The organism is Aerococcus sp. 150760013-2 (genome assembly GCF_053627715.1).
Window position 1 is genome coordinate 16,395 of sequence record NZ_JBSEYI010000009.1, and the last position, 12,817, is coordinate 29,211.

The following is a 12,817-nucleotide window of genomic DNA, read 5'->3' on the forward strand; positions in this document are numbered from 1 at the left end:
AAATGTTATGAAGATAAGTTTGCTAATAGTAAGGCAATCACCATAAAGGCTACACCTAAGATGATTGTAAATCGATTTAAAACAGCTTCAAATCCGCGTGCTTTTTTCTTTTTACCAAACATTGCATCGCCACCACCAGTTAAGTTACTTGCACTGTTTCCTTTAGAAGGTTGTGCAACAACTACTAGAATTAGTAAAAAGGCGATAATAATTAGAATGGTTAATAATATATTATACAAAAGATACCCCTCCGTTTTAATGTCCTAGTTATTCTACCATAAGTATGGTTGACATACAATTATGGGCAAATAAAAAAGGCGACCGAAGTCACCTTCTCTATTTGATTATTCGCCTTGGTTTGCACGCATTTCTTTATATAATTCAACTTCATTTGGTGAACAGTATACAAAGTGGTTTGGTGCGATTTCAACCATTGATTCGTCACCTTTGAAAGGTTCATGGTTGTAAGTAATCCGTTGGCGGTTACGTTCATAAATTGGATCTGGCAAAGGAATTGCAGATAAAAGACTCTTCGTATAAGGGTGTAAACCGTGGTAATACAATTCGTCAGCATCAGCAAGTTCTACTATTTTACCCATATACATTACGGCAATACGGTCAGAAATGTATTTCACCATTGAAAGGTCATGGGCGATGAATAGGAATGTTAAACCAAAGTCCTTTTGTAATTCTTCAAGCAAGTTAACTACTTGGGCTTGAATCGATACGTCAAGGGCTGAAATTGGCTCATCCGCTACAATCATTTTTGGTGCCACTGCAAGTGCACGTGCAATCCCGATACGTTGACGTTGTCCACCAGAGAACTCATGTGGGTAACGCGTAGCATGTTGTGGGTTTAACCCAACCTGCTCTAGTAAATCAGCGACTTTCGCTTTACGTTCAGTTTTTGTCTTCACTAAACCGTGAATTTCTAGACCTTCAGCAATAATGTCTTCAACCTTCATACGAGGGTTTAAAGATGCGTACGGATCTTGGAAAATCATTTGGATATCTTTACGGAAGTCTAACATATCACGTCGATTTTTTAATGAAGCAATATCTTTATCTTCAAAAATGATTTCACCTGAAGTTGGTTGGTATAAACGCATAACAGCACGTCCGGTAGTTGTTTTACCAGAACCAGACTCACCAACTAAACCAAATGTTTCACCTTTGAAAATGTCAAAAGAGATATCGTCAATGGCGCGTACTTCACCTTTTGAGCCTTCATTGAAGTATTGTTTTAAATTTCTGACTTTTAAAATTGGTTCTTGCTCATTAGCCAATTGCGTCATCTCCTTCCCTATCTACTCCACCTGTAGCAATCACACCTTCAGTATCTGCTGATGTAACCACTGCAGTATGCTCATCTAACTCAGCTCGAGGTGCACCATCGTTGTAGCCTTCTGGCACGATTCCTTTTGATAGGCTTTCGTAGATTTTGTGACGACGTTGAATTTCAGCTGGCTCTTCTACTGCTGGCGCATCTGGGTGTAATAGCCAGGTTGCAGCGGCATGTGTTGGCGATACTTGGAACAACGGTGGTTCTTCCTCGTAATCAATTTCCATCGCGTATTCAGAACGTAGGGCAAAGGCGTCACCTTTTGGCGGATCCAATAAGTCTGGTGGTGTACCAGGGATTGAAACCAATTTACCTGCAGTATCTAATGTTGGCATTGAACCGATTAGCCCCCATGTATAAGGATGTTGTGGGTTGAAGAAGATTTCGTCCACATCACCGTATTCAACGATTTTACCAGCGTACATAACGGCCACACGGTCAGCAACGTTTGCAACAACACCCAAGTCATGTGTGATGAAAATGATTGATGTATCAATTTTATCTTGTAATTCTTTCATTAATTCAAGAATTTGGGCTTGTATGGTTACGTCTAAAGCCGTTGTTGGCTCATCCGCAATTAAGACACGCGGGTTACATGCCAAGGCAATCGCAATAACGATACGTTGACGTTGTCCACCTGAGAATTGGTGTGGATAATAGTCCATACGTTCGTGTGCTTTTGGAATACCTACTAATTCTAGTAATTCTTCCGCTCTTGCATAGGCTTCTTTTTTAGATTTATTTTGGTGTAAGATAATCGGTTCAGCAATTTGCTTACCAATTTTCATTGTAGGGTTTAATGAAGTCATCGGATCTTGGAAGATCATGGCGATATCTTTACCACGAATACCTTGCATCTCTTTTTCAGATTTCTTTAATAAGTCTTCGCCGTTAAAAAGGATTTGACCACCTTTAACATCAGCGTTATTGGCTAATAAACGCATTACGGTACGAACGGTTACAGATTTACCTGAACCAGACTCACCTACGATTGCTAACGTTTCCCCATGTTTCAAGTCAAAGTTCACTTTACGAATGGCTTGAACATCACCAGAATACGTTTTGAAATTAATTTCTAAGTCTTTTACTTCTAAAATGTTTTCTGTTTTATTACTCAATTCTGCTCAACTCCTTAATCATTCGTTTTTGGATCTAGAGCATCACGCAAACCATTTGCTAACATGTTGAATGCAATCATGACGATACAGATTACACCCGCTGGGTACCACATTAAATGAGGCAAGAATCTAAATGTCTTGTACCCATCATTGATTAATGTACCTAGAGAAGCATTTGGTGCTGGAATACCTAAACCGATGAAACTCAAGAACGCTTCGAAGAAAATCGCAGACGGAATTGAGAATACTGTTTGGATAATGATGATACCTGACAGGTTAGGTAAGATGTGACGGAAAGAAATTTTCCATGCAGATTCACCTAAAGAGCGGGCAGCCAAGATGTACTCTTGGTTTTTAATTTTCATTGTTTGCGCACGAATTACACGAGCCATTGAAATCCACTCTGTAATCGCTAATGCAATGATGATTGACATGATACCTGGTTGTAATACTAATAACATTAGGATTACGATAACCAAGTTCGGTACACCTGATAGAATTTCTAAGAAACGCATCATGATGTTGTCAATACGACCACCATTCCAACCTGAAATAATACCGTAAGGTACACCGATTACTAAGTTGAATAAGGCAGCCATCATACCGATAAATAGCGATACACGTGTACCGTATAAGACACGTGATAATAAGTCACGTCCTAAAGCGTCAGTACCTAAGTAGTAGTAAACGCCCTCTGGTACATTATTGGCAGCATATTGGTCAATAGCTGTTCCGGCTACTTCTGATTTACCATCAAACCAAGCAAAGTTTTCCAATCCAGGAATCTTTGGTGGTAGGTTGGCAAAGGCTACGTTTTGCGCATTTGGATCTGCAGGTGCAATCACTGGCGCCAAGATAGCAAGAATGATGATAATGATCAATACCACTAGGGATACAATCGCTACTTTATTTTTCTTTAAACGACGCCAAGAATCTTGAAGGAAGTTCAATGATTCTCCAGCAATTTGCTCACGTTCAGCGACGTGGTCATGTTGCGTAGCTGGGCGGAATTTGTCAGCTGCAATTGATTTATATGATTGATTGTTTTCAGCCATCTTATTCCCCTCCCTCATTACTTACACGAATACGTGGGTCTACGATACCGTATAACACATCTACAATTAATAACATTGACACTAACATGAATGAGTAAAGAATTGTGATACCCATGATTGTTGGATAGTCATTTGTTTGGATTGATTTAACGAATTGCTCACCAATACCAGGAATTGCGTAAATGTTTTCTACTACCATTGAACCTGTCATCAAGGCAACTGTTAATGGCCCTAATAATGTTAATAATGGGATTAAGGCATTACGTACACCATGTTTGAAAGCTACGGCTGTTTTGCTTAAACCTTTCGCACGCGCTAGTTCAATATAGTCTGAATTCAATACGTCGACCATTTCGGTACGGATGAAACGACTCGAATCGGCTAATGGCGAAATGGCCAATGCTAATGTCGGTAAGACTGTTGCTGCAAATGAACCGTTCCATAAAGCGATTGGGAACCAACCTAGTTGTACGGCAAATACTAGTTGTAGTAATACCGCGAAAACGAAGTTAGGAATTGAACGCCCCAAGATAGCCACGAATGTAGCAGTAGAGTCAATCCAAGTATTCTTGTACATAGCTGAAATAACACCTAGTATGATACCAAATGATGTACCGAACAAGATTGCTTGACCACCCAATTGTAATGACGGTCCAATACGACTACTTAATAAGTCAGTAACTGGTGTATTTGAGAATTGGAAAGATACACCTAAATCACCTGTAAAAATACCTAACATGTAACGTGCGTATTGGACGATCACTGGATCATTCAAACCATAACGTTCGTTCATAATAATGATTTGTTCCGCAGATAACCGGTCCTCATTTTGGAAAGGTGTACCTGGAAGCAGTTTCATTAAGAAAAATGTAATTGTTGCAATTAGAAATATTGTTAAGAACATATAAAATACTCTTCGAAGTAGATATTTGTAATACGATTTCAAATTGCTTCACCTCCTATATTGTGTTAAATTATTGACATATCTGAAAGGATTTGATCTATCAATGATTTATAAACGTTGGAAAAGCATCCTTTTGCTTTTTGCCACGATACCGTTCATTATATCAATTTTTTTGCAAGAAGGTATCACTTTATTTTACTTGAGCAATAGCTACTTTTACTTGTCAGCGCCCTTTTTAATCCTTGGTTTATTTGGATTAATCTTTAAAGACGGGACTTTTGACCTGTTTCAGTACAGTTGGCGTAAGTGGAAACCAAGTGTTTTCTCACAAAATAATTCAAAAAATGATGATGACTCAGAAAGAAATGTACAAAATTTGTCCCAATCAATTGGCAACTGGTACATCGGCTTCCTAAAAATCGGTGGCAGCTTATTAGCAATAAGTTTAATCTTCCTAATCGCCTATTACATTATATAGAATTACCCGGGGTGGACCAAATTATCCGCCCTTTTTATGATATGTTATACTAGTTATCATTACCATGAAACATTATATCCCTAATCATGTTATTTTTCTTACCTAACTTCTAGTAAGCAAAACCCTATCAACCCACCTTCAATTTGGTCTTAACCTACGGTTAAGGCCTTTTTATTACCCAATTAGTACTATCGGGTTTTATAAGCCTAACGCGCCTTAAAACGCAAATAAATCCATTTGGTGACATATCTAGAATTATTTATAATCTAGTCAATCTCTTAGAAATATTCACCAAAAGCAGTACAAATTCTAACACAATTATCATTTAGCGTCAACATTCCTCACATATCATAATAAAAACAACCCGCCAAGGCTTGGCGGGTTGTTTCAATAAGTTTCAAATGTCAGCTGAAATTACTCTGCTGCTGTTTTTGAAGCCCATTTGAATGAAGTCGATGCACCAACTTGGTGGTGAACAACCCCTTCAACTGTTGGTTGCTCTAAGTAAGCACCGTAACGTTGGTACAATGGTGCGATACCAGCTTCTTCTAAGATTAAAGACTCAGCTGCGACTAAATCGCTCCAACGTTTATCTAAGTCTTCAGTTTCATCTGATGCAGCTTGGATTAACGCATCGTACTCTTCGTTTGAGTAACCAGAATTATTATTATTTCCATCAGTTACGAATAGCTCTAAGTAGTTAATTGGGTCAGCATAATCAGCACCCCAACCTGAGATTTGTAAATCGTAGTCTTGACTGTTATTAGCTGCTACACGGTTCTTGAATGGAACTGATACAATTTGAACTTGTAAACCTGGTAGGTTTGTTTGTAATTGTCCTTGGATATATTCAGCTGAACGTTTCGCATTTTCTGTATCATCTACTAATAATTCAAGTGTAATTGATTCAGTACCTAACTCCTCTAAACCAGCATTGAAAGCTTCTTGAGCAGCTTCTACATCATAGTCAACAAATCCTGTACCTTCAGTTGAATCTTCACGGAAGTCAACAGCTGTTGACGGATTGCTTGCTAATCCTTCTGGTACCAAGTAGTCAGCAGGTAGCGAGCCATTTTGTAACACTTGGTCTGCAAATGATTGTTTATCAATCGCTTGTGAGATACCACGACGAATATTTGTATTCGCTAATGGTGTTTCTTCACCGTTACGTTCTTGGTTCATCTTGATAAAGAACACTGTCGATTCAGGCGCATTATCCATGTTTGGATCACCTTCACGAGCCGCTACATATTCACCAGATACTGTAGTATAGTCAATTTCCCCAGAATCAAATAAGTTTAATGCAGTTGAAGTTTCTTTAAGTACTTGGTATTTAACAGTATCTAACTGAACATTATCTGCATCCCAGTAGTTATCATTTTTCTCTAATGACCAGTTCAAGTTTGTACCATCCCAACCAGATAAGGCAAATGGTCCATTATATAAAACTGTATCTGAGTTAGTTGCATAATTGTCACCTTGTTCTTCCACGTATGTTTGGTTAAGTGGGTAGAATGGTGCCATTGACAATAAACCTTCCAAATATGGCACAGGTTTCGCATATGTTACTTCTAATGTTTTATCATCAACCGCAACAGCACCTAATTCTGAAGGTTCCATTTCGCCAGCGATGATTTCAGTTGCATTTTGGATGATACCGTCCGCTAAGTATGAGTATGGCGCTGCTGTATCAGGATCAACTAAACGTTGCCATGCATATACAAAGTCATTAGCTGTTACAGGGTCCCCATTTGACCATGTAGCATCTTCTTTAATTTTGTATGTGTATACAGAACCGTCTTCAGAAATTTCCGGTTCGCCGTCTAATACACCAGCTTCATATTCACCTTCAGCATTTTGACGGTATAAACCTTCATTAACGTTGTTCATCATATCAAATGAAACTGTATCTGTAACCATTGTCGTATCCATTGTTGGTAATTCAGAAGTTGTCGTCCAGTTCAATACTTGTTCGCTTTCGCCAGAACCATTTGAACCCGAATTGTCACTTCCATTACCACAGGCCGCTAGCACTAAACCTGATAAACCAATCACTGCAAGTGATTTAAATAAACTTTTTCTTTCCATAAGAACATCCTCCATATTTAAGCAAATTGCTTAATTAGATATTTATTACAACATGGAGATAATTTACTAGATTTTGAATACGTTGTCAATCTTTTCTTCTCATTATTTTCATGGAATATTCATAATCCCCTCATAAACAAAGACAACCGTTGAAATTTTATCTACGGTTGTCTTGTCACTTGTTCAATTATTGTATTTTATTCTGCACTAATTAAAGTGGCAGTACGTAAGTCAAATTCGTTGCCTACCGATCTGAAAGTGATACCTTCTAAGTTAGGATTTCTTAATTGTGTTTCTACTTCTTGATATAACGGGATCCATGCCGCATCTTCTGTTAATACCTCTTGGGCAGCAACAAAGTTTTCCCAACGCGCTACTGGATCATTGGCATTTTCACCTTTAGCAGCAATAATTTCTGCATCATAAGATTCGTTTGAGTAGTCCCCGCGGTTGTATGGGCCATCGGTTTCAAATAATTCAAAGAAGTTGATACCATCTGCAAAGTCAGCTGCCCAACCTGTAATAACTAAATCATAATCACGCGCATCTTCTTGGCTTAGACGGTTTTTCTTAGGTACATTTTGCAATGTTAAAGTGACACCTGGTAAGTTATTTGCAATTTGTCCTTGGATATACTCAGCTGTTGTTTTACTTTTCTCGTCATCATCACCTAATAAGTTCAGTGTTAATGTTTCAACACCCAATTCATCTTGTGCTAATGCCCAAAGTCTAGCTGCTTCTTCTGGATCGTATTTATCTTCAATTGCAACTTCAGAGACAAAATCTTCTTCCGTTTCTGGGTTAAAGATAAAGTTTTCAGGTACAAATGTAGATACAGGGTTTGATCCATCACCGATTACATTAGTTGCCAACTCTTCGTTGTTGATTGCATAGTCGATCGCTTCCCGAAGATTTTTATTTTGGAATACTTCGTTATTATAGTTGAAGGCTACCCAGTAGTTTCTCGCTTTCGCTTGTTGTACAGCGTCTTCATGATTTAGATATTGCTTAGCTAATTCTCCTGTTAATAATGAGTTATCAACGTCACCTGCTTCAAATAAGTTGACGTTTGTCGAAACTTCTTTGATAACTTGAACATCTACTTCATCAATGGCAATTTTATCAGCATTATAGTAGTCTTCATTTTTCACTAACGACCAAGTTAAACCTGTACCATCCCAGTCAGTCATAGTAAATGGACCAGAGAAAACAAGACTTTCTGAATCAGTACCGTATGCATCCCCTGCTTCTTCAACGAAAGCTTGGTTTTGTGGATATAATGGCGTGAAAGCTAATAAGTTTTCAATATATGGAATTGGTGTTTCTAAACGAATTTCAATAGTATAATCGTCTAAAGCTTCAACACCTAATTCTTCAACCGCTTGATCACCATTCAAAACACCTTCAGCATTTTCAAATCCTGCTAGTAAGTATGAGTATGGTGCCGCCGTATCTGGATTAGCTAAACGTTGAATTGCATATACAAAATCGTGAGCTGTAATTTGATCACCATTTGACCAAGTTGCGTCTTCGCGCATTTTGATTGTATAAGTTAATCCATCTTCAGAAACCTCTGGCAATGATTCAGCCAAGGCTGGTTGGATTTCATTTACATCATTTTCCCAATATAAACCCTCTTGAACATGTCCAATATAGTTAGCACTATTCATATCTGTTACTAATACTGAGTCCATTGTAGCAATTTCAGTTGGTGCCACATAATTGACTACCGCACTTGCTTCCCCATTTGCAGCTTCAGTATTCTCCCCATTACTACCACAAGCACCTAATAAAGCCGCAGTTGCTAGCGTAACCAAAAAACTTTTCTTTATCTTCATAGAAATCTCCCACTTCTAACATATTTTTAATATAAATATCATTTTATCTCATTATTTTATTATGTCAATGGTATCAAACTATAATTTTTGTCAGTAAAAACGATCACGCACAAATTTTTAAAATTTTCTGCAACTTTGTATGCGCGATTTTCACTTAAGTTGAAGTTGACGAAGACAAAAAAGCACAGATACCGAAGTACCTGCGCGAGGATGTTAACTGTCTGAATATTCGAAAGTGTCATAGCGACCTAAATTGGTGCAATAAATTGCCCTAATTTAAGAGAACTTATTTGTTTTCTAAGTTGTAGAAAGCGTTTAGACCTTGGTACTCAGCTAAATCGCCTAATTCATCTTCGATACGTAATAATTGGTTGTATTTCGCCATACGGTCAGTACGTGATAATGAACCAGTTTTGATTTGACCAGCGTTAGTTGCAACAGCGATATCAGAGATTGTTGAATCTTCTGTTTCACCTGAACGGTGAGATACTACAGCTGTGTAGTTAGCACGTTTAGCCATTTCAATAGCGTTGAAAGTTTCAGTTAAAGTACCGATTTGGTTAACTTTAATTAAGATTGAGTTACCAACGTGGTTAGTAATACCGCGTTCTAAAATTTCAGTGTTTGTTACGAATAAGTCGTCACCAACTAATTGTACTTTTTCACCTAATTTTTCAGTTAATAATGCCCAACCGTCCCAGTCATTTTCATCCATACCATCTTCGATAGTAATGATTGGGTATTTAGCAACTAATTCTTCTAAGAATGCTACTTGTTCTTCAGCGTTACGTTTAGCTCCGCCTTCACCTTCGAATTTAGCGTAGTTGTAAACGCCATCTTCATAGAATTCTGAAGAAGCACAGTCGAAACCTAAGAACATGTCTTCACCTGGTTTGTAACCAGCAGCTTCGATTGCTTGGATGATAGTTTCAACAGCATCTTCTGTACCGTCAAAACGAGGAGCGAATCCACCTTCATCACCAACAGCAGTTTCTAAACCACGACCAGATAAGATTTTTTTCAATGCGTGGAAAGTTTCAGCACCCCAACGTAAAGCTTCTTTAAATGAAGAAGCACCAGCTGGAATAATCATGAATTCTTGGAAAGCGATTGGTGCATCTGAGTGAGAACCACCGTTTACAATGTTCATCATTGGTGTCGGTAATACTTTAGCGTTGAAACCACCTAAGTAGTTGTATAACGGAATGTTTAATTCATCAGCAGCAGCACGTGCAGCAGCGATTGAGACAGCCAAGATAGCGTTAGCACCTAAGTTACCTTTGTTAGCTGTACCATCTAATTCGATCATAGCAGCGTCAATACCGATTTGATCAGTTACGTCAAGTCCGATAATTGCATCAGCGATAGCGTTGTTCACGTTGTTTACAGCGTTTTGAACACCTTTACCTAAGTAACGTTCTTTGTCTCCATCACGTAATTCAACGGCTTCATGTTCACCAGTTGAAGCTCCAGAAGGAACGATTCCTCGACCAAAACCTCCAGCTTCAGTGTAAACTTCAGCTTCTACAGTTGGGTTACCACGTGAGTCCAAGACTTCGCGTGCATAAATATCAGTAATTGCAGACATAATTTCTCTCCTTTAAATTCAAAATAATTTTTAAATTTGTTACATTCGTATTATACCATACCCACCGATTGGTAGACACGGATATTCATTGTTTAGCGCTTAATTAAAGTTTCACCGGTCATTTCAGCTGGTTGGTCAACGTTCAATAAATCTAACATTGTTGGCGCAACATCGGCTAAACGACCATCAGTGCGTAATTCAATACCTTTTTGAGTGACAATTAATGGCACTGGTACTGTCGTATGCGCTGTATTTGGTGAACCATCTTCATTTAATTCTGTATCCGCGTTTCCGTGGTCAGCAAAGATAATGGCTTTACCGTCTTTAGCTAATAAGGCATCCACAACGCGACCTAAACATTCATCAACAGCCTCAATCGCTTTGATAGTAGGCTCTAACATACCAGAGTGACCTACCATATCTGGGTTAGCGAAGTTTAAGATAATCGCATCTTGACGGTCATTTTCAATCTCATCAACTAATGCATCTGTTACTTCGTAAGCAGACATTTCAGGTTTTAAGTCATAAGTCGCTACTTTAGGTGAGTTGATCAAAATACGTTTTTCACCTTCAAACTCGTCATTTGCCCCACCATTCATGAAGAATGTCACGTGAGGGTATTTTTCAGTTTCAGCGATACGTAATTGGTTTAAGCCGTTATCTGATAACACTTGGCCAAGAACATTTTTCAATGGGATTGGTTTAAAAGCGATATCAGCTGGAATTGTATCTTTGTATTTAGTCATTGATACAAATTTAACGTTTGCTGGTACATTTCCACGATCGAAGTTATCCCATTCAGTTGCTGTTACAGCGTCTGAAAGTTGGATAGCACGGTCAGGACGGAAGTTAGCGAAAATGATAGCATCATTATCGGCTACTTGGCCTACTGGGTTGCCGTTAGCATCAACAATTACTGTCGGCTCAACGAATTCATCAGTAACGTCTTTAGCATAATTAGCATTTACAACTTCAATTGCATTGTTGCCAGTTTCGCCTTCACCATTAAAGATAACATCATAAGCTTTTTGTACACGTTCCCAACGGTTATCCCGGTCCATTGCATAGTAACGTCCAGAAATTGAAGCGATTTGACCTAAGTTTTCTTCGGCCATTACTTTTTCAAGTGATTCAATATAACCTGGCGCTGCATGTGGATCAACGTCACGTCCATCTAAGAAAGCGTGTAGGTATAATTTTTCAACACCTTTAGCTTTAGCATCTTTAATCAATGCTTCGATATGACGTAAGTGGCTGTGTACCCCACCATCAGATAATAATCCGAAGATGTGTAGAGCTGAATGGTTGTCAGTTACATGAGTATAAGCACCATTTAATGCTTCGTTCTCAGCAAATTCACCATCTTCAATAGCTTTATCGATTCGAGTTAGGCTTTGGTATACAATACGGCCAGCACCAATATTTGTATGGCCAACTTCAGAGTTACCCATTTGTCCATCAGGTAACCCAACGTCTAACCCAGAAGCTTTCATTGTAGCATGTGGAAATTCATTCCAGTAACGGTCAAAGTTTGGTTTGTTTGCTTGTGCTACAGCATTACCATATGATTCTTCTCTCCAACCGAATCCATCTAAGATAATAATAGCTACGGGTGATTTAGACATGTGTTATTTACCTCCATTTAATAATGCGATGTAAGAAGTAACATCAAGACTAGCTCCTCCTACGAGCGCACCGTCAACGTCCTCTTTTTCAAGCAATTCAGCAATGTTAGCTGGTTTAACAGAACCACCGTATAAAATACGTGTTTGGTCTGCTGCTTCTTTACCAGCGATTTCAAATAATAAATCGCGGATGTGTGCTGACATATCTTGTGCATCATCAGCAGAAGCTGTTTTACCAGTACCGATTGCCCAGATTGGTTCATAAGCAATTACAGCTTGTGCAACTTGATCAGCAGTTAAACCTTCAAGAGCAGCGCGGATTTGTCCACTAACCCATTCTTTTTCTTGGCCAGCTTCACGAGTTTCTAAAGTTTCACCACAGCAAATGATTGGTGTCATGTTGTGGCTGAAAATGCTTGCTGCTTTTTTACGTACATCTTCATCAGTTTCACCGAATAATTCACGACGTTCTGAGTGACCGATGATAACGTAAGGTACGCCTAATGCTTCTAAAGCAAGCGGAGAAATTTCGCCTGTGAAAGCACCATCATCTTCAAAGTGAACATTTTGTGCACCAATTTGGATGTCAGTACCTGCTACTTCTTCGATTAATTTTTCAATGTAGATTGCTGGTGGTGCGATTAAAGATTCAGCATCCGTTTGTGGGAAACCTTCTTTAAGTGCAGCAACAAATTCGTGAGCTTCAGCAGCTGTTTTATTCATTTTCCAGTTACCAGCGATTAATGTCTTACGCATATATTAAAAACTCCTTTACGAAAAG

Annotated in this window: 11 protein-coding genes; 1 reads left to right on the top strand and 10 read right to left on the bottom strand. The window is 38.6% G+C overall.

What is annotated here, in order from left to right:
* Positions 1 to 5 precede the first annotated feature (5 nt).
* The 5 genes from secG to opp3b form a co-directional block, all read right to left on the bottom strand.
* Complete coding sequence (secG, locus tag ACUW85_RS06050; protein WP_003143098.1) at positions 6 to 239, bottom strand: preprotein translocase subunit SecG; 234 nt, start codon at positions 237 to 239, stop codon at positions 6 to 8.
* A 105-nt stretch (positions 240 to 344) separates the two neighbouring features.
* The gene (locus ACUW85_RS06055) at positions 345 to 1,286 is read right to left on the bottom strand and encodes an ABC transporter ATP-binding protein (RefSeq protein ID WP_107309486.1); all 942 of its coding nucleotides are present in this window, start codon (positions 1,284 to 1,286) and stop codon (positions 345 to 347) included.
* On the bottom strand, positions 1,279 to 2,460 hold the full coding sequence (locus ACUW85_RS06060; protein ID WP_149314720.1) for an ABC transporter ATP-binding protein: 1,182 nt from the start codon (positions 2,458 to 2,460) through the stop codon (positions 1,279 to 1,281). Before ACUW85_RS06060 ends, ACUW85_RS06055 begins: the two co-directional genes overlap by 8 nt.
* A gap of 14 nt (positions 2,461 to 2,474) precedes the next feature.
* The gene (opp3C, locus tag ACUW85_RS06065; RefSeq protein ID WP_149255944.1) at positions 2,475 to 3,515 is read right to left on the bottom strand and encodes an oligopeptide ABC transporter permease; all 1,041 of its coding nucleotides are present in this window, start codon (positions 3,513 to 3,515) and stop codon (positions 2,475 to 2,477) included.
* Between the two features lies 1 nt (position 3,516).
* Positions 3,517 to 4,461, bottom strand: coding sequence for an oligopeptide ABC transporter permease (opp3b, locus tag ACUW85_RS06070; RefSeq protein ID WP_003143093.1), 945 nt, complete (start codon positions 4,459 to 4,461; stop codon positions 3,517 to 3,519).
* 61 nt (positions 4,462 to 4,522) lie between these two features.
* Between opp3b and ACUW85_RS06075 the strand changes: the two genes are divergently transcribed.
* The gene (locus ACUW85_RS06075; RefSeq protein WP_003143091.1) at positions 4,523 to 4,897 is read left to right on the top strand and encodes a DUF3899 domain-containing protein; all 375 of its coding nucleotides are present in this window, start codon (positions 4,523 to 4,525) and stop codon (positions 4,895 to 4,897) included.
* Positions 4,898 to 5,311: 414 nt separating this feature from the next.
* Here the strand turns inward: ACUW85_RS06075 and ACUW85_RS06080 are convergent, their stop codons facing one another.
* The 5 genes from ACUW85_RS06080 to tpiA form a co-directional block, all read right to left on the bottom strand.
* Positions 5,312 to 6,985 (bottom strand): peptide ABC transporter substrate-binding protein, encoded by a 1,674-nt coding sequence (locus ACUW85_RS06080; RefSeq protein WP_149255943.1) that lies wholly within the window; start codon positions 6,983 to 6,985, stop codon positions 5,312 to 5,314.
* A 197-nt stretch (positions 6,986 to 7,182) separates the two neighbouring features.
* Positions 7,183 to 8,823 carry a peptide ABC transporter substrate-binding protein gene (locus tag ACUW85_RS06085; RefSeq protein WP_149314718.1) on the bottom strand — a complete coding sequence of 547 codons (1,641 nt, stop codon included), beginning with the start codon at positions 8,821 to 8,823 and terminating at the stop codon, positions 7,183 to 7,185.
* 286 nt (positions 8,824 to 9,109) lie between these two features.
* Positions 9,110 to 10,411 carry a phosphopyruvate hydratase gene (gene eno, locus ACUW85_RS06090; RefSeq protein WP_149314717.1) on the bottom strand — a complete coding sequence of 434 codons (1,302 nt, stop codon included), beginning with the start codon at positions 10,409 to 10,411 and terminating at the stop codon, positions 9,110 to 9,112.
* Between the two features lie 92 nt (positions 10,412 to 10,503).
* Entirely contained in the window at positions 10,504 to 12,036 is a 1,533-nt protein-coding gene (gpmI, locus tag ACUW85_RS06095; RefSeq protein ID WP_182023451.1) for a 2,3-bisphosphoglycerate-independent phosphoglycerate mutase, read from the bottom strand.
* A 3-nt stretch (positions 12,037 to 12,039) separates the two neighbouring features.
* Positions 12,040 to 12,792, bottom strand: a complete 753-nt coding sequence (gene tpiA / locus ACUW85_RS06100) for a triose-phosphate isomerase (protein ID WP_059134581.1) — start codon at positions 12,790 to 12,792, stop codon at positions 12,040 to 12,042.
* Positions 12,793 to 12,817: the final 25 nt, after the last annotated feature.